The sequence below is a fragment of the Bradyrhizobium sp. 186 genome, assembly GCF_023101685.1.
In the GTDB taxonomy this organism is placed as follows: domain Bacteria; phylum Pseudomonadota; class Alphaproteobacteria; order Rhizobiales; family Xanthobacteraceae; genus Bradyrhizobium.
In genome coordinates, this window is sequence record NZ_CP082164.1 from 4179105 (window position 1) to 4202875 (window position 23771).

The window sequence follows — 23771 nt, forward strand, 5'->3', positions numbered from 1 at the left end:
CAATGTCTACGCAGGAAAAGCTCGGCTTCTGCACGCTCTGCCGCTCCCGTTGCGGCACGATCAACGTCGTCGAGAATGACAGGCTCGTCGCGGTGCGGCCGAACCCGGCCCACCCGACCGGCAAGGCGATATGCCCGAAAGGCAGGGCCGCGCCGGAGATCGCGCATTCGGCCCGCCGCCTGAAGACGCCATTGCGACGCACCGCACCGAAGGGGGCCGCCGATCCCGGCTTCGTGCCGATATCCTGGGACGAAGCGCTGACCGAGATCGCCGAGCGGCTGGGGCGCTACCGGCGAGAGACCGGGCCGGAATCGGTCGCGTTCGCGGTGACCTCCGGTTCGTCGTCCTCGACATCCGACAGCCTGGACTGGATTCAGCGCTTCATCCGTGGCTTCGGCAGTCCGAACAACTGCTTCTCCACCGAGATCTGCAATTGGCACAAGGACCACGCCCACGCCTTCACCTTTGGCTGTGGCCTGCCGACGGCGGATTATCGCAATTCCGAACTGATCCTGCTCTGGGGCCACAACCCCGCCAATGTATGGCTCGCCCAAGCGGAGGCGATCGGCGCCGCGCGGGCGAGGGGGGCAAAGCTTGCGGTGATCGACCCACGTCGGGCCGGCTCGGCACGGGACGCTGATCTCTGGCTGCGGATCCGCCCCGGCACCGACGCGGCGCTGGCGCTCGGCCTGGCGCGCTGGCTCATCGTCAACCGCGCCTACGACGCCGACTTCGTGCGGCGCTGGACCAATGCAGCCTTCCTGATCCGCAACAGCGACGGCTGTTTTCTGCGTGCACGCGATGCCGGACTCGAAGGAGACGGTTTCCTGGTCTGGGACGAGGTCGCAGGCAGGGCGGTGCTGGCCGAGGACGGGCTCGCGACAGCCGCGCTCGAGGGATGCTTCGATGTCATCGGCCCTCAAGGCCCGGTCGCCTGCCGCACTGGTTTCGATCACTATGTGGCGGCGACCGAGCCCTACGATGCCGCAACGGTCGGGCGTATCACCGGCATCCCGGCGGCGCAGGTTGAGCAGCTCGCGGTCACGATCTCGGCGGCAGCGTCGGTCTGCTATCACGGCTGGACCGGGCTCGGACAGCACACCAATGCCTCACAGACCGAACGCGCCGTCGCAACGCTCTATGCACTGACCGGCTGCTTCGATGCGCCAGGCGGCAATGTCAGGATGCCGAGCCTTCCGGTGCCCTCGCTGCATTCGATCGCGATGATCGCGCCGGAGACGAGAGCACGCACGCTCGGGCTTTCGGAGCGCCCGCTCGGCCCGCCGACCGACGGCTGGATCACCTCCAGCGACTTCTACGACGCGGCGCTGACCGGAAAGCCCTACCGCGTGCGCGCGCTGTTCGCATTCGGCTCCAACCTTCTGGTGTCGCATCCTGCGCCGGAGCGTGGACGGGAGGCACTGAAAGCACTCGATTTCCAGGTTCACTGCGATCTGTTCCTGAACCCGACCGCCGAGATGGCCGACATCGTGCTGCCGGTGTCGAGTCCCTGGGAGCACGAGGCGCTCCGCCTCGGTTTCGAGATCTCGCCCGAGGCGCAGGAACTGGTGCAGTTGCGCCCGCAGATGATTCCGCGGCAGGGCGATGCCCGTTCCGATATGTGGATCGTATTCCAGCTCGCGAAACGGCTCGGCATGGGCGAGCTATTCTTCGACGGCGATATCGAGAAGGGTTTTGAGCATCTGCTCGCCCCGCTTGGACTCGACCTCGAAGCGCTACGGGCGAGGCCGGAAGGCATTCGCGTGCCACTCAAGCACGTTCATCGCAAATACGAGACGACCGGCTTCGCCACCCAGACCGGGAAGGTCGAACTCTATTCGGAGTTGCTGCATCGCCATGGCTATCCGGCGGTGCCGCGCTTCATCGAGCCGGCCGAGCAACGCGACGAGGCGTTTCCGCTGACGCTGTTCTCCGCCAATAGCGGCTATTTCTGCCACAGCCAGCATCGCGGCATCAATGCGCTACGCCGCAAGCGCGCGGAACCGACAGCCGAGATCCATCCCGAGCTCGCCCGTCGCAAGAATATCCTGGAGGGCGACTGGATGTTGGTGCGCAGTCGCATCGGCACGATCCGGATGCGCGCGGCCTTTAACGAAGCGCTCGCGCAGGATGTGGTGGCGAGCGACTATGGCTGGTGGCAACCTGCGCCAGATCTCGGCCTGCCGGGCTATCTACCGGACGAGACGCGGCCCATCGGCGCCAGCTTCAACGCCATTATCTCGGAAGGCGGGCGCGATCCCCTCAGCGGAGCGTTGGCGCTGCGCTCCTTTGCCTGCGACGTCGAGCGTGACGAGACCACCTCCTGGCAGGGCTGGCGGTCGTTCGTCGTTGCAAAGCGCCGGGAGGAATGTAGCGACGTAGTGGCGTTGACATTACGACCGGTCGATGGCGGCTCACTTCCGGCTTTCCGGCCCGGCCAATACGTCAGCTTCCGGATTGGCGAGGCGATCCGCTCCTATTCGCTCACGGGATGCGCGGTCGCTGCGCCCGATGCCTACCACATCGGTGTCAGGCACATCGCAGGCGGACAAGTTTCGACGGTGGTCCGGCATAAGCTCGCACCCGGCGACACCGTTGAATTGCAGTCACCGAAGGGCGACTTCGTGCTGCCGTTGCGCAACGAGTTTCCGGTCGTCTTGATCGCCGGCGGCATCGGTATCACGCCATTCTTGTCTTACCTCGAAACGCTTGAAGGCGGCACCGATGAACCGCGCGTCACGCTGCACTATGGGTGCCGCGATGGCGCAAGCCGGCCGTTCCACCATCGGCTTGAAGCGTTGCGGCAGAGGTTGCCGAACTTGACGCTCGTCACGCATCTGAGCCGCCCGCAGAGCGGCGACCGCTTCGACCGACTGGGGCGGTTCGCGGCATCGGATATCGACACGGAATTGCTGCGCAAACGCGCGCGCATCTACATGTGTGCGTCGGATGCGATGATGGAAGAGGTCGGCGCGGCTCTGCATGCGCGAGGCGTACCGGTCTTCGAGATATTCAAGGAACGCTTCCGTTCGCCCGCGCCTCGCGCGCTCGATGGCCTGCTGTCGCGCCAAATCCATTTCGCGCGCTCTGGACGCACATTGACATGGTCGCCACAGGCGCCGCTTGCCAGTATTCTCGCAGCGGCGGAAACTGCGGGCATTGCGATTCCGAGCGGCTGCCGTGTCGGACAATGCGAGAGCTGCGCCGTGCCGATAAAAACCGGCGAGGTCCGCCATCTCGTCGATTGCCCGGAGCTGGATCACGGGCATTGCCTGACCTGTCAGGCCGTTCCACTTTCCGATCTCGTCATCGACGCATGACGGGGATAGCGGAAGCTGGGTCAACTAGTGATCGCTTCCTGTGCGGGATCGTCGCTCGCCGTCCGCTTGGCCACGGCCACAGTCAGCATGGTGACCGGCCCGATCGCGAGACCCGGCGAAGCAGCACGGCCGATGAGATGGATCTCGGCCACCGCCGTCAAGCTTCGCCGAAACCGTCGCGCACAAGCGCAAGCACGGCAGCAAGCGGCCTCGCCGTCGGGTCCAGCGACGCGGAAATGCAGCGTCGCACCCTGCTTGCGGCGGCGCTAGGCAAGAATCGCTTCTTCGTGACCCAGATCACCAATCCGGCGTATCTGGTGCCGATCCCGGCGAAGCATGTCACGGTCATCTTCGAAGTCTGCCATTTGTCCGGCGCCGAGCGCGCGGCATTCCTCGATGCGTATGGACGCGCGCATCCCGGACGATTGCGCGCACCCCACCGCGAAGCGCGCACGCGTACCATCTCGGTGACCGTACCTGACCTCGGCGACGACATGAAGAATCGCGCGCTCGAACAGCTCATTGTGGACTTCGCAGCGCAGCAAGCGGCCACGATCAGGTTCGGTCGAGAGCCAGCCCCGCATGATCTGACGCGGACGTGGCTCACGAGCAAGCTGGGTCACGGCATGCGAGATTTTGCAAGAACGCAGTGAATCCCCTTGTTGCCGTCGACCATTTGAGTGACCCGTAGGTCCGCCGCGATGGAGCAGAGCGTATACGCATCCTGCGCGCAGAGGCTACTCCGCTCGCGGATCAGCGCGATCATGTTGCGCAGCGCGGCCTTGGCCGCATCATCGAGATCTTCATCGAATCCCATCGTGATCCAGTCGGACGCGGTTTCCGCGCGGGGCGAGGAGAGGCGAAGATCGCGCCTGACGTGGAATTCGAAGGTGCCGGTGAGCGCCGCCTCGATCGCGGTCAGGCAGACTTCGCCGTCGCCCTGAAGCGCGTGACCATCGCCCGCGGAAAACATCGCACCCGGCACGAATACGGGAAAATAGACCGTGCTGCCGGCACCGAGCTCCTTGTTGTCCATGTTGCCGCCAAAGACCCGCGGCTCCTTTGAGGACAGCCGGCCCCATGTCGGCGGCGGTGCGACACCGAAATTGCCGAAGAACGGGGCGAGGGGCAGCTCCTGCCCCCAGGGAAGTTTTGCGACGTTGCGCGCGCGGTCGAGCGGAATGTGGATGCGGCGAAACTCGGGGAAGTCCTCAGGGAGAGTGCCGAGCGTCGGGACCTGGAGATTCCAGCCCCAGTTGCAGCGCAGTTCGATGTTCAGGACGCGCACCTCGAGGACGTCACCGGGCTCGGCGCCTTCGATGTGGATCGGCCCGGTGAGAAGGTGCGGTCCTGGACCGCGAAACGTGCTTGCCAGCACATCCGCGTGTCCGGGCACCACGTCAAAGCCGAGTGACGGATCGGGCAGATCATCTGGCTCGCCGGAGAGCGTTTCGATTTTTACGCGGTCTCCGGGTGAGATCCGGAGCGCCGGCTTCAGCCGTCCATCCCAAAGTCCCCACTGAACGTTTCCGGGAGTGGATCGAAGAATGAAGTCCATGACTCGCCGTCACCTCCCTGCGGTGCTCGCAGCGATCGAAGAAGTCGAGGTCACGTGCTTGCCGAGGACCAGATAGACCAGGCCAGAGACCCCGATCCCGAACAGCCAGCTCAGATCGGCGCCGCCCAGGAAGTTGATCGAGATCGGCCCCTGGAGCGCACCGACCAGGCCGTCTTCCACCGACCATCCGGCAATGAGACCCGCAAAAAAGGCGATCATGCCGGCCCAGTTGATGTCGCCATAGGCGCTGGCTTCCGGCGAGCGATAGAGCTCGGCGACGTTGATCTTGCCCTTGCGCTTGATGAAGAAATCCGCGAGCACCACGCCGGCCCACGGGCTCATCCACAGCAGCAGGCTGATCATCCAGTTGTCGAACGCCTTGGCGAAAGACGGCGCGAAGATGAAATACAGCGTGACCAGATAGCCGGCGATGCCGACGATGACGGTGAGCCAGAAGCGCGAGAACTTGAGCCCCGCGCTCAGTGCCGCCAGTGTCGCCGAGTAGACGTTGAGGATGTTGGTGGCGATCGGGCCGTGCAGCACCATCAGCAGGACCAGGATGCTGACCGGGCCGCCGAACACCGCGCTGACCATTTTGGCGGGATCGGTGTCGAGCGTCGTCGAGGCGATGGTGGCGCCAAGAATGCCGAGCCAGACCGTTGGCACGAACATGCCGATGTAACTGTACCAGAACACGGACTTGGCAGGCACGTTTCTCGGTGCGAAGCGCGAATAGTCGGAAGCCCATGTAACCCAGGAAATGCCCCAGCCGACACCGATCGCCGTCGTGAGCAGGGTCAGCATCGCAAGGTGCGCACCGGGCGGCAGCGACGTTGCAAGTCCCCAATTGACGACACCGGGTCGGGTCCACGCCAGAATGCTCATCAGTACCATAATGGCGATGGTCGGCGGCACCGTGTATTTCTCGAAGGTGCGGATCGCGTAGAACCCGTAAACCCCGATCATGACCTGAGCGGCCATCACCACCGTGATGATAACGATCTCGATCAGCCAGGTGTCGGGAACGCCGAACTGGCCGAGGATGCCGATCGAAATCTTCACCGGGAAGTAGGTGTTCACGCCGATCCAGCCCAGCGTCATCACGAACATCAGGATGCTTGGCAGGTAGGCGCCGCGGACCCCGAACGCGGATCGGCTCAACACCATCTGGTTGACGCCGGTCTTGTGTCCCATCACCGTGAACGCGGCGAAGATGGCGCAGCCGACGATGTTGCCGATCACGATGACCGCGATCGTCTCCATCAATCCGAGCTTCAGGATGATGCCGAGTGCGCCAAGCGCCCAGTTGACCGGAGCGATGTTGGCGCCCGCCCAGATCCACATCTGCTGTGGTCCGGTCGAGTCCCGGTCTGCGTCGGGAATGGGCTCGATGCTGTGAATGTCAGCGCGAAGTTCGGAATCCGTCATGACGTCCCCCAATACGAAGCACACTTCGCATTGGCTGCAGCATAAATCGTGCCATTGGGTTCGGACTTGCCGGGCAGGGCTTGCGCTGCCGCGGGATGCAGCGCGCCTTGCACTGGATTGCCGCTGAGTTTTCAAGTGTGGGCCGGCCTCACGTGCCGTGCCGCCGCAGCATGTGTGAGACATTGCTTCGCTGTCTGGACGCATGAGAAGACGCTGAGGACGTTTGCGCCGGGAGCAGTGACGCGATGATAAATTGGGCAACCCAACTCAAAAGTGCAGCAGGCGGTCGCTCCGGCGGCTATTCAAATAGGGCAGCGGCGCTGTCGCGACTGGGGTTGCCGGCCACGATGCGCTGCATCATCTCGATGAACAGTGCCTGTTCGCGCTCACTGAGATCGCCGAGCGTCGCGCGGTGCGCCCTTCGCGCTGAGCCCTCGATCTTGACGAGCAGGGCGGCGCCTGCCGGCGTCAGCCGGCACAAGCGTGCTCGGCGATCGTTCTTGTTGACGGCGCGTTCGACCAGGTTCCGTGCGGCGAGGCGCTTCAGTGCGCCGGTCGTTGTGGTTCGATCGAGGGCGATATCGGCCGCCAAAGTCGTCTGATCGGCGGTCTCGCGGACCGCCAGCGCAGAAAGCAGGCTGTATTGCAATGGTGTGATTTCGAACTCGCCGCACGCCTCCTGAAAGAGTGCGACGTGAATCTGGTGCAGCCGCCGGATCAAGTAGCCGGGACGTTGGGACAATGGCCAGGGGCGGTGCTTGCCCCCGCTGCGACGTTTCTTTGCTTGCCGCAATGCGCGCTCTCCCAGCTTGGAACTCCGTCGCGCTTAGCTCGATTCGAGTGCGCTCGCTACCATCAGATCATGGCACGAAGTTTGCTTCTGTAAAATACGAAGCATGCTTCGTAATTCCGGGGCGGGGCAAACCGTCTGCGCGAAACAGAGGAGAGCGCCATGTCCGTCACTGCCAGCTTCGACCTTCTGCTGCGAGGCGGTCGCATGATCTGCCCGGCCTCCGGTGTGGACGGCATCAGGGACATCGCCATCCGAAACGGCAAGATCGCGGCCGTCGCGCCGGACATCCTGCCGAGCAGTGCCAGCGAGGTAGTCGATGTCAGCGGCAAGCTCGTGCTGCCCGGACTGATCGACACCCATGCGCATGTCTATCAATATGTCTCCGGCCGCTTCGGCATGAATGCCGACATGGTCGGCGTGCAATCGGGCGTAACGACGCTGGTCGATCAGGGCGGTCCGTCCTGCATGACACTGCCCGGTTTTCGCCATTTCATCGCGGAGTCCTCGGCCTCGCGCGTCTATGCGTTCCTGTCCGCGTATCTCGTCGGCGGGTTGGAGGGGCACTACTATCCGAAACTCTATAGTCCGGACGGTGTCGACATCGATGCGACCGTCAAATCGGCGATGGCCAATCTCGACATCGTGCGCGGCATCAAGGCCCATGCGGAGATCGGCGGCTTTGCGCGCTGGGGAATCCGCGTCATCGAGATGGCCGCCGAGATCGGTCGCCGTGCCGATCTTCCCGTCTATGTGCATTTCGGCCAGCTCTGGGGTTTGCCCGAGAGCGGCGTCAATGGCGAAGATGCGGACACCATCCTGACCCGCGTGATCCCGCTCTTGCGTGAAGGCGACATTCTCGCGCATCCCTTCACGCGCCATCCCGGCGGCTTCGTCAACCGCGAGGGCGAGGTGCATCCGGTGATCCAGGCGGCGCTCGATCGCGGCCTGAGGGTTGACGTCGGTCACGGCAGCCACTTCTCGTACCGGCTTGCGAAGAAGGCGATCGCGGCCGGCATCATTCCGACGACGCTCGGGGCAGACATTCACGGCTACAACACGCATGTGCCCGCGCCGGCCGGGACCCCCGACCAGCACGAGGATGAGGAAAACCACCCCTTCGCCGGGCAGGCCAAGTTCAGCCTGGTACAGGCTATGAGCTCGATGATGGCGCTTGGCTTGTCGCTCGAGCAGGTGGTGCCGATGGTCACCTCCAATCCGGCCAAGATGCTCGGCCGCAGCGAAGAGATCGGCGCTCTCAAGGTCGGCCGGGATGCGGACATCTCCGTTCTCACGGAGAAGAACGGCCGCTTCGCCCTCAAGGACAACGAGAAGAACGAGGTGATCGCCGAGCGTCTGCTTCAGCCGGCGTTCTGCCTGCGCGCCGGTACGCGCTTTGACGCCGTCGCGCCGATCCTGCCGCAGGCCGTCGCGGCGTAGCGCGCGGTGAAGGAGGACGCCGGCGTGCGCAACGAGCGAGAGTTTCCTTCTGGCAGGTCCAGGCAGGGCGTGGGCGCACGGCTGCCGCGGAAGGAAGACGATCGGCTGATGCGTGGCCGCGGCCAGTTCGTTGCCGACATTCGCCTCGCTGGCCTCCAGGACGTCGCGTTCGTGCGCAGTCCGCTGGCGCATGCGCGAATCCGAGGCATCCACGTGCCCGAGCGCTACCGCGGCAGCGTATTTTCGGCAGCGGACCTCGTCGGCGTCAATCCGATCCGCGCGGTATCGGAACTTCCTGGCTTCAAGATTTCGGAACAGCCGGTATTGGCCACCGGCAAGGTGCGCCAGGTCGGCGAACTCGTCGCTATGTGTGTCGCACCAACGCGCGCCGAGGCGGAGGACATCGCGGCTGCCGTGATGCTCGACCTCGAGGAGCTGCCCGCCGTGTACGACATGCTGAAGGCGCGCGAGCCGGGCTCGGCCCTGGTGCATGAGCATTGGGGCGACAACGTCTTCCTCGAGACCAACTATGAGGTCGACATCTCCGCCGCGCTGGACGCGCCGATCAAGGTGACGCGCGAGATTTCGACCGCGCGGCAATGCATGTCGCCGCTCGAGGGCCGCGGCGTGGTCGCGACCTTCGACCGGCGGCTCGATCAGCTCACGCTGCATTCCGCGGCTCAGATGCCGCACATCACGCGCAGCGGTCTCGCCGAATGTCTTGGCATGGAGGAGGGCCGGATCCGCGTGATCTCGCCCGATGTCGGCGGCGGATTCGGGCATAAAGGAATCTTGTTGCCCGAAGAGGTCTGCCTGTCCTGGCTGACGATGCGGCACGGCCATCCCGTGCGCTGGACCGAGGATCGCCGCGAGCATCTCGTTGCCAGCTCCAATTGCCGCGAGCACCATTACAGGATCACGGTCTATGCCGATCGGGACGGCACGTTGCGCGGCATCGATTGCGAGGCGACCGTGGATTCCGGCGCCTATTCTTCCTATCCGTTCTCGGCCTGTCTCGAGGCCGCGCAGGTCGCGAGCATCCTGCCCGGCCCCTATCGGATGCCGGCCTATCGCTGCCGCACCTTCTCGGTCGCCACCAACAAATGCCCGATTCTGCCCTATCGCGGTGTGGCGCGCACCGGCGTGTGCTTTGCGCTGGAACTAATGCTCGACCTCGTGGCGATCGAAGCCGGTCTCGAGCCCGGCGACGTGCGGCTGCGCAACTTGGTGCGGCCGGAACAGATGCCGTTCGACAACATTACGAAGAAGCATTTTGACAGCGGTGACTATCCCGAGGCGATGCGGCGCGCGCTGGCCGCGATCGACATCGACGGCATTCGCGCGCGCCAGCGTCGAGGGCACGGCGACGCCGATAGCCGCCGGATCGGCGTCGGCGTCTCCATCTATTGCGAGCAGGCCGCGCACGGCACGTCGGTCTATTCCGGCTGGGGCATTCCGATGGTGCCGGGCCATGAGCAGGCATCGGTACGGCTGACGCCGGACGGCCGCCTCGAGCTGCGCGTCGGCGTGCATTCGCACGGGCAGGGCATGGAGACGACGCTCGCCCAGGTCGCGCATGAGATGATGGGAATAGACGTCGCAAAGGTGCGTATTATCCTCGGCGACACCGCGATGACGCCTTATTCGACCGGCACCTGGGGCTCGCGCTCGATGGTCATGGCGGGCGGTGCGGTGGCGGCCGCCTGCCGCGAGCTCGGCGAACGTGCCAGGCGCATCGGCGCCAAACTGTTGCAGCATGATCCGGCCTCGGTGGTGTTGCAGAACGGCGAGGTGCGCGGCGTCAATGGCAGCGTCAGCCTCCAGGCGATCGCTCACACCTGGTATCGCCGCCCGCAGGATCTGCCGGCCGACGTCGATCCGGGCGGACTGGAAGTAACCCAGGGCTACAAGCCCGTCCGCGACAGCGGCACCTTCAGCTACGCCGCGCATGCCGCCGTCGTTGCGGTCGATCCCGATCTCGGCGAGGTCGAGATCCTCGATTACGTGATCGTCGAAGACGGCGGCGTGCTGGTCAACCCGATGGTCGTCGACGGCCAGATCTATGGCGGTCTCGCCCAGGGGATCGGCACCGCGCTCTACGAGGAAATGCCGTTCGATGCGTCCGGCCAGCCGCTGGCGACGACGCTGGCCGACTATCTGCTTCCCGGCGCGACCGAGGTTCCGGCGGCGCGGATCGACCACATGGAGACGCCATCGCCCTACACGCAGTTCGGCGTGAAAGGTATCGGCGAGGGCGGCGCGATTGCGCCGCCTGCCGCGATCGCCAACGCCGTCAACGATGCGCTGCGGCCGCTCGGCGTCGAGATGATGCAGTCGCCGATCACGCCACGTCGCGTGGTTGAGGCCGTGCTGGCCGCGCGCGCCGCCGAAAGGACCGCGGCATGAAACCCGCGCCGTTCGGCTATGAGCGTCCACGCGACCTCAACGCGGCGCTGTCGATGCTTGCAGCGGCGAACGGATCGGCGAAGATCATCGCGGGCGGCCAGTCGCTCGGGCCGATGCTGAACTTGCGGCTGGTGCAGCCGGAACTGGTCGTCGATATCTCCGGCCTTGCCGACCTCAAGCAGGCGGAGTTTTGCGGCGACGAGCTCGTGCTCGGGGCCTTGATCACGCATGCCGATATCGAGGATGGACGCACGCCCGATGTGACGCGTGGCGCCATGCGCGGCGTTGCCGCCAACATCGCCTATCGCGCGGTGCGCAACCGCGGCACGATCGGCGGCTCGCTCAGCCATGCCGATCCCGCCGCGGACTGGGTCTCGGCGCTCGCGGCTCTGGGGGCGCGGTTGACGCTGCGCAGCCTCGCCGGCGCACGCACGCTGGCCATCGAGGCGTTCGTCGTTGGCGCCCTCGAATCGGCGCTGCACGCCGGTGAGATCGTCGAGGCCATCCGCGTGCCGGCGCGATCGGTCTCGGCGCATTGGGGCTATGCCAAGAGCTGCCGCAAGACCGGCGAGTTTGCCCATGCCATCGGCGCGGTCCTGGTCGATCCGACCGGCGCCACGGCCCGCGTCGTGATCGGTGCGATCGACACGGCGCCGATCGTCGTGACCGATGCAGCGGAGCTATTCGGCGGGCGGGTCGCCGCCGATTACAAGCAGCGTTTTGACGCCCGTGTCGCGGATGTTCTCCTTGCGAAGGCGGGCATCAGTGACGCCGTACAACGTCATATCCATGTCAGCGTGTTGAAGCGCGCCGTTGAAGAGGCCGCCGCATGAACATCATCGCCCTCAACGTCAACCGTCGTGCGGTGGAGGTGCTGGCGGAGCCGCGCACCAGTCTTGCCGATTTCGTCCGCGACAAGCTCGACCTGACCGGCACGCATCTGGGCTGCGAGCACGGCGTTTGCGGCGCTTGCACCGTGCTGCTCGACGGCGTGCCGGCGCGCTCCTGCATCACCTATGCCGTGGCCTGCCAGGGCGCCGACATCACCACGATCGAAGGCCTCGACGAGGACGAGGTCACGGCCGAGCTACGTGCCGCCTTCACCCGGGAGCATGCTTTGCAATGCGGCTATTGCACCCCGGGGATGCTGGTGTCGGCGCGCGACCTGGTGCTGCGTCTGCCGGATGGCGACGAGCGCCGAATCCGCGTCGGCCTGAGCGGTAATCTCTGCCGCTGCACCGGCTATGTCGGAATCGTGCGGGCGGTGCAGTCCGTGATCGAGGCCCGGCGCGCGCGCAATATCGCGCCGCAAGCCGGCGGTGGTCGGAGCTGCCTTGGCCCCGCGGGCTCGGGGCGAGCCGCACCCGGTCGAAACGAGCAGCCGCTTCGGCTCGCGCGGCAGGAGTTCGCGCCGGCATTGGACGGTGTCGCCCCGGGCGTCATTCCGGACTTCACCCCTGCAACTGTTCTGGAGCAGCGCTTCACGCTGCCGCATGCGCCGGCGAAGGTGTTTGCGATGTTCGATGATATCGTGGGCGTCGCAGCCTGCCTGCCCGGCGTGTCGCTGACGGCGCCACCGAGCCCGGAGCGCGTTGTAGGCGCGATCCGCGTCAGGCTCGGGCCGATCGCGGCGGCCTTCGAGGGGGCCGCGCGCGTCGAACGCGATCCTGCGACGCTCTCAGGCCGCATCATTGGCATCGGCACCGACCGGCGCAGCCACTCGGCGACGCAGGGAGAAATCCGCTATCGCCTCGTGCCGGTCGATGATGGCACGGCGACCGCGGTCGAACTGTCGATCGGCTACACGCTCACGGGAATGCTGGCCCAGGTCGGTCGTCCCGACCTGGTGCGCGATCTCGCCAGACGTCTGATTGCGGACTTCGCCGGCAATCTCGACCGCCACATGTCGGGTGCGCCGCTGCGCGAGGTGGCTCCGGCGGAGCTCAGCGGCTTGTCGATCATCTTCGATGTCTTGCGCGCCCGGGTCGCGCGCGTCTTTGGCCGCTTCTTCGCCAGCCGGGGCGGAGCGGGATGACGGATCGGCGCGTTCGCGCAGCGCGGAGCGACGAAGCTTGGACTGCCTAGGGATCAACAGCGTGGGATTTGGAGAGACAGAATGACACGAGCACTCGGACTTGTTCCGGCAGTCGCGCTGGCGGCAGCCCTGTTCGGTAGCGCGGCGGAGGCGCAGACCATCAAGATCGGCATCAACGAACCGCTCACCGGCGCGTTCGCGGCGTCCGGCACCTACGTCGTCAATGGTGCCAAGATCGCGGCCGACGAGATCAACGCCAAGGGCGGTGTTCTCGGTAAGAAGATCGAGCTCGTGATCGAGGACAACAAGAGCAACCCGACCGAAGCGGCCGCCGTTGCGGAGAAGCTCATCACCAGCGACAAGGTGCCGGTCCTGATGGGCGCCTGGGGCTCGAGCCTGACGCTGGCCGTGATGCCGAAGCTGATGGAATATGAGACGGCGATGGTGGTGGAGACCTCGTCCTCGGGCAAGATCACGACGACCGGCAATCCCTTCATCTTCCGCATCTCGCCGCCCTCGGCGGTCGAGGCCGCCGCGTTCAAGGGGATCGTCGACAAGCTCGCTCTGAAGAAGGTCGACTTCCTCGTCATCAACAACGACTGGGGCCGTGGCACCGCCGAGGACTTCAGCAAGATGATGAAGGACAAGGGCATCAGCATCGGCCTTGTCGAAACCATGGACCAGGGCGCGCAGGACATGAGCGCCCAGCTTTCCAAGATCAAGAGCTCGGATTCCGAGACGGTCATCGTCACGACCGCGGTCGACCAACTGACGCTGATCTTCAAGCAGGCCGCGGCGCTGGGGCTGAAGAAGCGCATCATCACCACCGGTGGATCGCAGAATCCGGACCAGATCATCGAGCAGGCCGGAGCCGCCGCCAACGGCACCATGCACCTGACCACCTTCCTGCCGTGGTTCCCCGACAAGACGCCGAATCCGGAAGCGACCAACTATTTCATCTCCGAATGGAAGAAGCGCGGCTTCGAGTTCGCCGGCTGCACCGAGAGCTTCCGCGGCTATGACGGCATCCGCACTGCGGCGGCCGCGATCGAGAAGGCGGGCAAGGCCGAGCCCGCGGCGATCAAGGCGGCGTTCTGGGACATCAAGGTGAAGGGGCTCAACGGCGACATCGTATTCCGCAAGTCCGGTCCCGAAGGCAAGGAGAGCGGGCAGAGCCAGCCGAACGTCTATCTCATCGAGATCAACGACGGCAAGGTCGAGATGAAGACGCTCTGACGTCGACCAATCCCGGGCGAGGGCGGCGCATGGCGGCCCTCGCTCATATACGGGTCAGTCAGGAATAGCCTTGAGCGAATTTCTTCAGCATCTGGTCAACATGCTCGTGCTCGGCGGCACCTATGCGCTGCTCGGCATCGGGCTCACGCTGATCTTCGGCATCATGAACGTGGTCAACTTCACGCATGGCGTGCTGTACACGTTCGGCGCCTACATCATGTTCATCGTGGTGCAACAGCTCGGACTGAACTTCTTCCTCGCGCTGCCCGTCGCCGTGCTGGCCGGGTGGCTGCTAGGTGCGGCCATCGAGCTGACGTTGTTGCGGCCCCTGCGGGGCTCCGACATCGACACCACGATGCTGGTGATGATCGGGGCCTGGATCGCGATGCAGTCGGGCACGTTGTGGATCTGGGGCGGCGTCGCGAAATCGGTGGCAACGCCGTTTCCGGAGGCCCCCCTGGTGCTCGGACCGGTTTCGGTGTCCTGGCTGCGCCTGTTCGTGCTGGCGGCGGCGGCATTCTTGATCCTGGTCACGTATCTCCTGATCAACCGGACCCGACTTGGCCGTGCAATGAGGGCAACGTTTCAGGATCACGACACGGCATCGCTGATGGGGGTCAATGTCGACCTGATCTACACCTCGACCTTCGCGATCGGCTCCAGTCTTGCAGCTGCCGCAGGCGCGCTGCTCGGGCCGGTTTACGTGATCTTTCCGCAGATGGGCGATCTTGCCGCTGTCAAGGCCTTCGCCATCGTCATCCTCGGCGGCCTCGGCAACATCACTGGAGCGGTCATCGGCGGCTTCATCCTGGCTTTGGCCGAGGAGCTTGGCGCCGGCTATGTCTCCTCCGGTTATCGTGACGCCATGGGCTTTGTGATCATCATCGCGGTTCTGATCTTCAAGCCAACCGGCCTGTTCGCGCGCGCGGAGCGCGTCGGATGAGGGCAGCTGTAACGATCTTCGCGGTCGCAGCACTTGCCTCGGTGCCGCTCTGGCTGCGTGATCCCTATCTCCTGAACGCGCTGATCACGACCGGAATCTTCGTCATCGGCGCGATGAGTCTCAATCTGCTGCTCGGCTTCACCGGCCAACTGAGCCTCGGTCACATCGCCTTCTTCGGCATCGGCGCCTATGTCAGCGCGCTGACATCGCTCGGCTTCGAAATCGGACTGCCCGGGGGCTTCCGGCTGGTTCATGAGCCCTGGCCGCCGATCCTGGGATTCGTGCTCGCGATCCTGATCGCCGGATCGTGCGGCTATTTCGTCGGGCTGCTCTCATTCCGTGTCCGTGGTGCTTATTTCGTCATCGTGACGATCTCCTTTGCCGAGGTCGTCCGGCTGGTCGCGTTGAATTGGGTCGAGCTGACGCAAGGCCCGTTGGCACTGACCAACATTCCCTCGATTGCGCTCCCTTTGGCTGGCCTTGGCGAGCTGACACTGCGCACCAAGATGCAGAACTATTACCTCGTGCTGGTCGTGGGGCTGATCGCCTATCTCCTGATCGCGCGCCTCGTTCATTCGCATTTCGGCCGGGCGATGCGCGGGCTGATGGAGAACGAAACGCTGGCAGTCTCGGTCGGCATCGACGTGACCAGGACGCTGACGCTGGCAGCGGTGATATCGGCCGCGATCGCAGGCGCAGCCGGCAGCCTCTATGCCCACTATATCCGGATCATCGATCCCGAGGTGTTTGCCTTCATCAACACCGTCACCATGGTGATCATGGTCGTCAGTGGCGGCAAGGGCTCGCTGGTCGGCCCCGTCGTCGGCGGCCTGATCTTCGGGCTGCTGCCGGTCGCGCTGCGTCCGATCATGGCACCTGAAGCGCAGTGGATTGCCTATGGCGGCGCGCTGATCGCCATTCTGTTCGTGCTGCCGCGCGGCATCGTGCCGTCGCTCGCCCAGCGCTTTGCCGGGAGACGGAGCGGGAAGACGGCGCTGGCGCCGATCGGGCTCACCGACACCGGTGTCAAGGAGCGCGTGTGATGACGGTGAGCGCCGTTGCCATGACGATCGAGCAGGTTGCGGTGCGCTTCGGCGGGTTGGTCGCGATCTCCGACATGAGCTTCACGGTGGGGGAGGGCGAGATCGTCAGTCTGATCGGGCCCAACGGCGCCGGCAAGACTACGGCATTCAACGTCATGACCGGTTTCCTGGAGCCCAGCGCAGGGCGCGTCACCTATCGCGACACCACGCTCAACGGATTGAAGCCGCATCAGATCGCGGATCTCGGCCTGATCCGGACGTTCCAACGCACCAGTGTTTTTCCCAATGACACGCTCTACGACAATCTCCTGATCGGGTTGCATCGTCAGGGCAAGGTCCGGCTGGTCGATGCGATTCTCGGACTGCCGCGTGCGCGCGCCGCGGAGCGCAAGCTGCGACGGCGCGCAGGCGAGCTGATTGAATGGGTTGGCCTCGAACGCCGCGCCCACGATCCGGCCGGGTCGCTTTCCTATGGCGAGCAGCGTCTGGTCGGCGTCGCGCTGGCGCTCGCTGCGGAACCCTCGATGCTCCTGCTGGACGAACCAGTCTCGGGCATGAATGCTTCGGAGACGCACCGGTTCGTCGAGCTCATCCGAGGCATCCGCGACCGCGGCATCACGATCCTGCTGGTCGAGCACGACATGCCGATGGTGATGACTGTCTCGGACCGCATCGTGGTGCTGAACTACGGCCGCATCATCGCCGAGGGGACGCCCGAAGTGATCCGCAACGATCCGGCCGTGATCGAGGCCTATCTCGGACATGGGGCGGGGCGTGCTTGAGATCCGCGACATGGTGTGCGGCTATGGCGGCGTCACCGCGCTGCGCGGCATTTCGCTCGACGTGAAGGCCGGCCAGTTGGTTGCGCTGATCGGCGCCAATGGCGCCGGCAAAAGCACGACGCTGCGCGCGATTTCCGGACTGGTGCCGCCGCGCTCTGGGCAGATGCGTTTCGAGGGCCTCGACATCACGGGAGCCAAGCCGCCACGCGTCCTGGCGAGCGGGATCGCGCATTGCCCGGAAGGGCGGCGGGTGTTTCCGCACATGAGTGTCGAGGAAAATCTCGACATGGGAGCTTACTTGCGGAGCGGTTCCGGCGAGATCGCGGCCGATCGCGATCGCATCTACGCGGAATTTCCGCGGCTTGCTGAGCGGCGCCGGCAGGCGGCCGGCACGCTGTCCGGCGGGGAGCAGCAGATGCTCGCGATCGGGCGTGCGCTGATGTCGCGGCCGCGGCTGATCATGTTCGATGAGCCATCGCTCGGGCTGGCCCCCAACATCGTCGAGCGGACCTTTGCGATTATCCGCCGCATTCGCGATACCGGCACCACGGTGCTCCTGGTCGAGCAGAACGCGTTCGCCGCGCTCGAGATGTGCGATCATGCCTACCTGCTCGAGAACGGCCGCATCGTGCTGTCCGGGGCCGGCGCTGAGCTGATCGAGAACGAACATGTGCGGAAGGCCTATCTTGGTGGATGATGCGACGGTCCGCCCAGACGAGTCGGGGTGGATTGCGGTCTGTGAGCTGGATCGGCTGAAGGCAGAGACGATCGTTTGCGTGCGCGTGGCCGGGCTCGACATGCTCGTGATCTGGAACGATGGCGAGGTCACAGCCTGCGAGCGCGCGTGTCCGCACGAACAGGCTGATCTCGGCCTTGGACAGGTGGCGGCGCGACGCCTGTCTTGTCCCCGTCACGCAGCATCGTTCGATTTGCGCGACGGCTGCATCTCTTCGGGCTGGTCAAGTCCGCCATTGCGGCTCTATCCGGTCCGGGTCACGGGAGAGCAGGTCCGGATTGATGCGGGGGCGGGACAGTCAGGGTGATGATGGCATTCTGCCCCTGTTTTGCCCAACGAGTCAAAGCCATGCGCGAGGTGGATTTGCCTTCAGAAACAAGGGGCATTCTACTGTGCATGGGGTTGTTTTCGCGTTTTTAATCCAGCAACCGGCGGGCAGCGTCCACCAGAATGCCGTCAGAGCGTCGCAGCGCCTCGAGGATGGTGAAATGGTCGGCGCCTGCGATCGGGATCAGCTTGCCAGGCGCCTTTGCGGCCGCGCGCTTGTCGTGGAAATTGATTGAATCGAGCACGAGTGCCGGAAGCTCGGCGCTGCCGTAGGCTATGTCGAGCCGTTTCTGCCTCACGGGCAGACGAAGCGGCGACAGCGCGGCGATTTCTTCATCCGTCAGCTTCAGCGCATTGTTCAGCCCGGTATCGCGGATCGGCGCGAGATCGTAGACGCCTGATATCGCCAGTCCCGCACGCACGCGCGGATGGTCCAGCGCCATCGCAACGAGGTGGGCGCCCGCGGACCAGCCCGAGAGCACTATCGGTCCGGAGATTCCGTAAGATGCGCCGTGCTCGGCGAGCCAGTCGAGCGCCCGGGGGATTTCGACAACGATGTCGGTCAGGGAAACCTCGGGCGCCAGCGAATATCCGGGAATGGCGACCGACCAGCCATGCGCGGCAACGCCTTCGACGAGCATGGCGAACAGCTCTCGGGAATTGCGCTGCCAATAGCCGCCATGCAGGAAGACTAGGCAGGGAGCATCATGCTTCGCAGCAGGATAGAGGTCGATCTTGTTTTTCGTCCGCTCGCCGTAAGGCAGATCGAGGTGGGATTTCAATGTGTCCCGCAGCCGCCCCGAAGTTTCGTTCCGCTCGGCGATCAGGGCTGCACTGTTCTTGACGGCCGCGTTATTGTCATAGGCAGCGTCGCGATCCGCTTGGGAAAGCTCCGACCAGTTCGGACGCGGATCGAGCAGCGGATGTGTCAAACGGGTGTCATCAACCATAGATTCTCCGGGCCGGCACTCGGCGGCTTCCGACGGCTCGTCCAAGTTGAGCCGGCCGTTCACCGTCTATTGAGGTGTTGGACCATCCGCGCCGAATCTGGACCCAGATAGTTCGCGTTACAGCACGTGTGACCGACGGTGCTCTCTCCTGAGTGCCACAAATCTCATTCCAGTTGAACATCAATTGAAGGAAATGCCGCATCGCTTCAAACAGTCGGCCGTGAAGTACAGACTCATTGCGATTTGACGGCAAATCTGAGCAGTCGGTCCGTGGCGTGCAGAGGTTCGGGGGCAGACGTTCCATTCGCCGGGCTTCAAAGCGGTGAACTCTCAAGATTCGTCAGCAAAGCGCGCTGGAACGGGTCCACAGGTCTATCAAGAGGACGATCCCGCTAGCTGGGCTATGGAAGCTCACGAGGAAGAACGCAGACGCCGGTCCTGGACGAATTCAATAATCGCAAACATAACGATCACGACGATGAGGACGACGACTGACGCCGCGGCGATGATCGGGCTGACCTGAAGAAGGATCCCGTCCCACATCTGCTTGGGCAATGTCGTCTTGATTCCGCCGCCGATGAAGAGCGCGACGGTCAGTTCTTCGAAGGATTGCAGGAATCCGGTCACGAAGCCGACCGCCAGCCCGCTCGCGACGAGCGGAAGTGTGATGCGCCAGAAAGCGCGCAGGCGTCCCGCCCCGAGCGTCAAGGCCGCCGCATCTAGCTTCCAATCATATCCCTTGAAGGTCGCCAGCATCACCATGAATACGACCGGCATGGCGATGACGGTGTGGCCGATGATGATGCCAACGTCGCTCGCCACCAGTGATATCCGCGCGAACAGGTAGAAGAGGGCGATCGCGATCACGATCGATGGAACCATCATCGGAGACAAGCACAGCAGGAACACGGCGCTGCCGAGCCGGCTGCGCGTCCGTGCGACGCCGAGGGCTGCCGTCGCTGCGATCAGCAATGTAATCGCGGCGGCCGCAAACCCGATGCTGAAGGATCGGATCATTGCGCCGAGCCAAAGCGGTGAAGCGGCAAACTGCTCGAACCAGCGAACGCTCCAGCTTGGCGGCGGGAAAGACAGAAAGGTGGATCCCGTGAATGCCATCGGAATGAAGGCAATAATCGGAACCAGCAGGATCGCAATCATCGTCCAGGCATAGACCGAGAGAAGGGTACCGCCGCGAAGGCCGCGGATATTGCGTTTCCAGGTCTCTTCGACGAGTCCACAAATCAGTCCCACGAGATTGACGACGGCAAGCCCCACGCGCCGCACGAGGCTATCCGGGCGCGTGGGTCGATCGCCATCATTCGTCGCTGAAGAAAGGCCGAAGATCCTGTCATAGACGAAGCAGGTGGCGATCGTGGAGATCAACAGGATCGCGGCCAACGCGCTGCCGAGCTGCCAGTTCTGCAACTCGTTGATCTGCAGGATGACCAACTGCCCGATCATCGTATCCCTGGGGCCGCCCACCAACGCAGGCGTGATGAAGAAGCCGAGCGAGGCGACCAGGACCAGAAGGCCGGCCGCGGCAACACCGCGCATCGAGAGCTGGAAGAACACCTGCCAGAACGCCCGCGCGCTGTTGGCGCCCAAGGTCGACGCAGCCATCATCAGGCGACGATCGATCTGGTTCATCACGGGTAGCATCGTCACGACCGCGAGCGGCAGCAAGGTGTGCACCATGGCAAACACGACCGTCGTGCGGCTGAAGAGCAGCTGGTCGCCGCCCTTGATGCCGATCGCGGCCATGGTTTTTGCCATGATTCCGTTGCGTCCGAGCAGGACGAGCCAGGAGAAGTTCTTGATCAGCGCACTGGTCCAGAACGGCAGCAGCACGAACAGCGCCGCTATTCGCTGCTGCCGCGGTGGTTTTCGTGCGAGCCAATAGGCCAGGGGATAACCGAGCCCGACGCACAACGCGGTCGTCCAGAGCGCGACCGAAAAAGTCGTCGATAGCACGGCTAGGTAGGGGCCTCCGTTCCAGATCCTGGTGAAGGCCGAGAGGGTTGCCGCGCCCGTGACCTTGTCGACGAAGCTCAGCGACAGCATCTGAGCCGTCGGCACGATCAGAAACACGGCCAGGAACGCGAGGCCGGGCAAGGCGAGCCACAACGGATCGAGCTTTAGCTTCCGGCGCCTCGGCCGGTCGGCGATTCCGAGAGAAGCGATCTCGGCCATCGGTCAGTACCTCTGTTCGATCCGTTGCAGGGGCTGGCTAAGCGCGCTTTGCGGCCGGCGATGTCAGCTCGGACGCGACGTAGCGATTTTCCGGACGTGACAAGCCCAGGTGTTCCCGTAGCGTGCGTCCCTCATAGTCCCGGCGGAAGACACCGCGGCGCTGCAGCTCTGGCACCACCTTCTCGACGAAATCAGAGAGCGTGCTCGGCAGGGCGACGAATGAGATCATGAAACCGTCGCAGGCGCCGGCCTCGATCCAGTTTTCCATGTGATCGGCGATTTGCTTGACGGTACCGCAGAAGGTCGCCTTGTTGCGATTGTAGCGCTTCGCGATCTCGCGCAAGGTCAGACCCTGACGGATTATGCCGGCGATCTCGTTGAAATAGGCCTGGTGGTGATTGGATGACGTCGGAACTCGATGTTTCGGCACCGGCTCATCCAGCGGCAGATCCGAGAGGTCTGTTTCGAGGTCCATCCCAAGCCGCATCACGGCGACGTCGGGATGAATGAGCTCCTGCCAGCTATCGAGCTTGTCGCGGGCTTCCTGCTCGGTCTCGCCGATCACGACCGAAATACCCGATGCGATCTTCAGATCATCCGGCCGACGGCCGAACTTGCCCATCCGCTCCTTCAGGTCGCTGTAGAACGACTTGGCGCCATCGAGATCGCCGCTCGATCCGAACACCACTTCGGCGTATTCGGCTGCGAAATCCCTGCCGGTATCGGACGCGCCAGCCTGGATGATGACCGGCCGGCCTTGCGGTGAGCGTTCGATGTTGAGGGCGCCGTGCACGGTGAAATATTTGCCCTTGTGATCTAGCAGATGCTGCTTCTCGGGCAGGAAACTCAGGCAGCTTGTCTTATCGTAGACGAAAGCGCCGTCTTCCCATGTATCCCACAGCGCTTCGACGACATCGACGAATTCCTTTGCCTTGGCGTAGCGGTCGGCATGCGGGGGAAGACGGTCGAGGCCGAAATTGCGCGCCGCGTAGTCGTTGGCAGAGGTCACGACGTTCCAGGCGGCCCGGCCGTACGAGATGTGATCCAGCGAGGCGAACTGCCGGGCCAGATTGTAGGGCTCGAAGAAGCTCGTGGAAGCCGTCGCGCCGAGGCCGATATGCGTGGTGGCGCCAGCGATTGCCGAGAGCAGGGTGATCGGCTCCAGCACGTTCATGAACAGGGGAGAGCGGCTCCAGACCTTGAGGTTCTCGGTCCGCGCCGCGGGGGTGTCGGCGATAAAGAAGAAGTCGAACTTGCCGCGTTCGGCCAGTTGCGCCATCTCGCGGTAATAGTCGATATCGGTCGAGGCGTGCGGCCGTGCCTCGTCCATCAGCCAGGATGCCGCGTGCGATCCGTTGGCATGAATCAACGCGCCGACCACCATCTGCTTCTTCTTGCTCATGACCATCCCTCGATGTTTCTTTGCATCATCGCCTGATGCCGTGCGTCAGCGCTTTCCGCCCGTCAGCAGCCATTCCTGGAAACGATCGGAGACCGCAGCGTAGTTCTTGCCCCAATAAGCGTAGTCGCGCACGGTGAGACCGGCGAGATTGTCCGGCAGCGTCGGCAGAATCTTCGCGCGCTCCGGCGCGATGAACTTGTAGGCCTTCAGGTTGCTCGGACCGTTCGCGACGATGCTCGAATAGGCCGCCTGCCGTTCCGGCTGCATGCAGAATTTGATGAAGTCGCGTGCCTGCTTGAGCTTCGACGTGCCGAGCGGGATCGACCAGCCGTCGATGGAATAGAGCCCCTTCCAGACGATGTTGACGGGTGCACCGCCATCGATTGCGGCAAAGGCGCGGGCCGACCACGTATCCGCCATATCGACTTCGCCGCTCTGCAGGATCTGGGTGTTCTGGGCGCCACTCGTCCACCAAACCGCCACATCCGAGCGAAGCTTGTCCAGCTTGGCGAAGGCGCGATCGATATCCAACGGATAGAGATCCTTCGGTGCCACGCCGTCGGCCAGCAGCGCCGATTCCATCACGCCTTTCGGATTGCGGTAGAGGCCGCGGCGTCCCGGAAACCTGGCGGTGTCCCAGAAGTCCGCCCAACCGGTCGGCGCCTCTTTCTTGTAGACGTCGGTGCGATAGGCCATGACAATGCCGTAAGCCGAAAAGCCGAACCAGTTCGGCATCAGCGCGCCGGGAATGAGGTCATCATCCGGGCCCTTGGAGATATCCAACGGCTCGAGATAGTTCTTGTCCGAGGTCAGGCGTGCCACGTCGTCGGGCGTCACCATGCAGACATCCCAGATCTTGCTGCCGGTATCGACGACCAGCCTGAACTGGGTCACCGGGTCGGATTCATGGGCGACGCCTTCAACGCGAATGCCGCTGGCTTTCTCGAATGGATCGTAGAAGGCGGTCCGTAGCGCCTGTCCCGGCGCGCCGCCGACGTCGGCGACGGTGATCTGCTCCGCCCCGCTGGCCCGTCCGCTCCAGACAGCCGGGAGTGCAATGCCCGACGCAGCCGCGCCGGCAGCCTTCAGAAGCTTGCGTCGCGTGATCGTGGTGATGGCAGACATTTATTGTTCTCCGTGATACACGTGTCGGTTTCCGCAATCGAAAGCTGCGTGGCGGCGCTC

The 23771-nt window shown here is 64.2% G+C and carries 19 protein-coding genes; 12 read left to right on the forward strand and 7 right to left on the reverse strand.

Features of this window, described 5'->3' with window-relative positions; translation table 11 throughout:
- Positions 1-2: 2 nt before the first annotated feature.
- A complete protein-coding gene (locus IVB18_RS19875; protein ID WP_247990688.1) occupies positions 3-3320 on the forward strand; it encodes a molybdopterin-dependent oxidoreductase in 3318 nt (1105 codons plus the stop codon).
- A gap of 236 nt (positions 3321-3556) precedes the next feature.
- The gene (locus IVB18_RS19880) at positions 3557-3973 is read left to right on the forward strand and encodes a hypothetical protein (RefSeq protein WP_247990689.1); all 417 of its coding nucleotides are present in this window, start codon (positions 3557-3559) and stop codon (positions 3971-3973) included.
- Here the strand turns inward: IVB18_RS19880 and IVB18_RS19885 are convergent.
- The 3 genes from IVB18_RS19885 to IVB18_RS19895 all read right to left on the reverse strand — a co-directional run bounded on the left by IVB18_RS19885 (position 3940) and on the right by IVB18_RS19895 (position 7099).
- Positions 3940-4878 (reverse strand): acetamidase/formamidase family protein, encoded by a 939-nt coding sequence (locus IVB18_RS19885; RefSeq protein ID WP_247990690.1) that lies wholly within the window; start codon positions 4876-4878, stop codon positions 3940-3942. The two genes, IVB18_RS19880 and IVB18_RS19885, sit on opposite strands and share 34 nt — an antisense overlap.
- 9 nt (positions 4879-4887) lie before the next feature.
- The gene (locus IVB18_RS19890; RefSeq protein ID WP_247990691.1) at positions 4888-6306 is read right to left on the reverse strand and encodes a cytosine permease; all 1419 of its coding nucleotides are present in this window, start codon (positions 6304-6306) and stop codon (positions 4888-4890) included.
- Positions 6307-6604: 298 nt separating this feature from the next.
- Positions 6605-7099 (reverse strand): MarR family transcriptional regulator, encoded by a 495-nt coding sequence (locus tag IVB18_RS19895; RefSeq protein WP_247990692.1) that lies wholly within the window; start codon positions 7097-7099, stop codon positions 6605-6607.
- Between the two features lie 159 nt (positions 7100-7258).
- Between IVB18_RS19895 and IVB18_RS19900 the strand changes: the two genes are divergently transcribed.
- The 10 genes from IVB18_RS19900 to IVB18_RS19945 all read left to right on the forward strand — a co-directional run bounded on the left by IVB18_RS19900 (position 7259) and on the right by IVB18_RS19945 (position 18024).
- Positions 7259-8536: an amidohydrolase/deacetylase family metallohydrolase gene (locus IVB18_RS19900; protein WP_247990693.1), complete on the forward strand. Its 1278-nt coding sequence runs from the start codon at positions 7259-7261 to the stop codon at positions 8534-8536.
- A gap of 6 nt (positions 8537-8542) precedes the next feature.
- Positions 8543-10942, forward strand: a complete 2400-nt coding sequence (locus tag IVB18_RS19905; RefSeq protein WP_247990694.1) for a xanthine dehydrogenase family protein molybdopterin-binding subunit — start codon at positions 8543-8545, stop codon at positions 10940-10942.
- A complete protein-coding gene (locus IVB18_RS19910) occupies positions 10939-11775 on the forward strand; it encodes an FAD binding domain-containing protein (protein ID WP_247990695.1) in 837 nt (278 codons plus the stop codon). Before IVB18_RS19905 ends, IVB18_RS19910 begins: the two co-directional genes overlap by 4 nt.
- Positions 11772-12977 carry a 2Fe-2S iron-sulfur cluster-binding protein gene (locus IVB18_RS19915; protein WP_247990696.1) on the forward strand — a complete coding sequence of 402 codons (1206 nt, stop codon included), beginning with the start codon at positions 11772-11774 and terminating at the stop codon, positions 12975-12977. Before IVB18_RS19910 ends, IVB18_RS19915 begins: the two co-directional genes overlap by 4 nt.
- Positions 12978-13058: 81 nt before the next feature.
- Positions 13059-14213, forward strand: a complete 1155-nt coding sequence (locus IVB18_RS19920) for an ABC transporter substrate-binding protein (RefSeq protein WP_247990697.1) — start codon at positions 13059-13061, stop codon at positions 14211-14213.
- Between the two features lie 70 nt (positions 14214-14283).
- Positions 14284-15156: a branched-chain amino acid ABC transporter permease gene (locus IVB18_RS19925; protein WP_247990698.1), complete on the forward strand. Its 873-nt coding sequence runs from the start codon at positions 14284-14286 to the stop codon at positions 15154-15156.
- On the forward strand, positions 15153-16199 hold the full coding sequence (locus IVB18_RS19930) for a branched-chain amino acid ABC transporter permease (protein ID WP_247990699.1): 1047 nt from the start codon (positions 15153-15155) through the stop codon (positions 16197-16199). The genes IVB18_RS19925 and IVB18_RS19930 overlap by 4 nt, the downstream gene beginning before the upstream one ends.
- Complete coding sequence (locus tag IVB18_RS19935) at positions 16199-16981, forward strand: ABC transporter ATP-binding protein (RefSeq protein WP_247990700.1); 783 nt, start codon at positions 16199-16201, stop codon at positions 16979-16981. Before IVB18_RS19930 ends, IVB18_RS19935 begins: the two co-directional genes overlap by 1 nt.
- Positions 16974-17678 carry an ABC transporter ATP-binding protein gene (locus IVB18_RS19940; protein WP_247990701.1) on the forward strand — a complete coding sequence of 235 codons (705 nt, stop codon included), beginning with the start codon at positions 16974-16976 and terminating at the stop codon, positions 17676-17678. Before IVB18_RS19935 ends, IVB18_RS19940 begins: the two co-directional genes overlap by 8 nt.
- Positions 17671-18024 carry a Rieske 2Fe-2S domain-containing protein gene (locus IVB18_RS19945; RefSeq protein ID WP_247991677.1) on the forward strand — a complete coding sequence of 118 codons (354 nt, stop codon included), beginning with the start codon at positions 17671-17673 and terminating at the stop codon, positions 18022-18024. The genes IVB18_RS19940 and IVB18_RS19945 overlap by 8 nt, the downstream gene beginning before the upstream one ends.
- Positions 18025-18133: 109 nt before the next feature.
- Here the strand turns inward: IVB18_RS19945 and IVB18_RS19950 are convergent, their stop codons facing one another.
- The 4 genes from IVB18_RS19950 to IVB18_RS19965 all read right to left on the reverse strand — a co-directional run bounded on the left by IVB18_RS19950 (position 18134) and on the right by IVB18_RS19965 (position 23711).
- The gene (locus IVB18_RS19950; RefSeq protein ID WP_247990702.1) at positions 18134-18994 is read right to left on the reverse strand and encodes an alpha/beta hydrolase; all 861 of its coding nucleotides are present in this window, start codon (positions 18992-18994) and stop codon (positions 18134-18136) included.
- A 411-nt stretch (positions 18995-19405) separates the two neighbouring features.
- Positions 19406-21184 carry an ABC transporter permease subunit gene (locus IVB18_RS19955; protein WP_247990703.1) on the reverse strand — a complete coding sequence of 593 codons (1779 nt, stop codon included), beginning with the start codon at positions 21182-21184 and terminating at the stop codon, positions 19406-19408.
- A 37-nt stretch (positions 21185-21221) separates the two neighbouring features.
- Complete coding sequence (locus IVB18_RS19960) at positions 21222-22586, reverse strand: LLM class flavin-dependent oxidoreductase (RefSeq protein ID WP_247990704.1); 1365 nt, start codon at positions 22584-22586, stop codon at positions 21222-21224.
- A 45-nt stretch (positions 22587-22631) separates the two neighbouring features.
- Positions 22632-23711 (reverse strand): ABC transporter substrate-binding protein, encoded by a 1080-nt coding sequence (locus IVB18_RS19965; protein ID WP_247990705.1) that lies wholly within the window; start codon positions 23709-23711, stop codon positions 22632-22634.
- Between the last annotated feature and the right edge of the window lie 60 nt (positions 23712-23771).

Excerpts from the sequence above, each read along its gene's own strand:
- IVB18_RS19965 (WP_247990705.1), bottom strand. The coding sequence starts at position 23,711 with ATGTCTGCCATCACCACGATCACGCGACGCAAGCTTCTGAAGGCTGCC.
- IVB18_RS19920 (WP_247990697.1), top strand. The coding sequence starts at position 13,059 with ATGACACGAGCACTCGGACTTGTTCCGGCAGTCGCGCTGGCGGCAGCC.
- IVB18_RS19890 (WP_247990691.1), bottom strand. The coding sequence starts at position 6,306 with ATGACGGATTCCGAACTTCGCGCTGACATTCACAGCATCGAGCCCATT.
- IVB18_RS19930 (WP_247990699.1), top strand. The coding sequence starts at position 15,153 with ATGAGGGCAGCTGTAACGATCTTCGCGGTCGCAGCACTTGCCTCGGTG.
- IVB18_RS19910 (WP_247990695.1), top strand. The coding sequence starts at position 10,939 with ATGAAACCCGCGCCGTTCGGCTATGAGCGTCCACGCGACCTCAACGCG.
- IVB18_RS19960 (WP_247990704.1), bottom strand. The coding sequence starts at position 22,586 with ATGAGCAAGAAGAAGCAGATGGTGGTCGGCGCGTTGATTCATGCCAAC.
- IVB18_RS19880 (WP_247990689.1), top strand. The coding sequence starts at position 3,557 with ATGCAGCGTCGCACCCTGCTTGCGGCGGCGCTAGGCAAGAATCGCTTC.
- IVB18_RS19935 (WP_247990700.1), top strand. The coding sequence starts at position 16,199 with ATGACGGTGAGCGCCGTTGCCATGACGATCGAGCAGGTTGCGGTGCGC.
- IVB18_RS19885 (WP_247990690.1), bottom strand. The coding sequence starts at position 4,878 with ATGGACTTCATTCTTCGATCCACTCCCGGAAACGTTCAGTGGGGACTT.
- IVB18_RS19915 (WP_247990696.1), top strand. The coding sequence starts at position 11,772 with ATGAACATCATCGCCCTCAACGTCAACCGTCGTGCGGTGGAGGTGCTG.
- IVB18_RS19955 (WP_247990703.1), bottom strand. The coding sequence starts at position 21,184 with ATGGCCGAGATCGCTTCTCTCGGAATCGCCGACCGGCCGAGGCGCCGG.
- IVB18_RS19950 (WP_247990702.1), bottom strand. The coding sequence starts at position 18,994 with ATGGTTGATGACACCCGTTTGACACATCCGCTGCTCGATCCGCGTCCG.
- IVB18_RS19875 (WP_247990688.1), top strand. The coding sequence starts at position 3 with ATGTCTACGCAGGAAAAGCTCGGCTTCTGCACGCTCTGCCGCTCCCGT.
- IVB18_RS19900 (WP_247990693.1), top strand. The coding sequence starts at position 7,259 with ATGTCCGTCACTGCCAGCTTCGACCTTCTGCTGCGAGGCGGTCGCATG.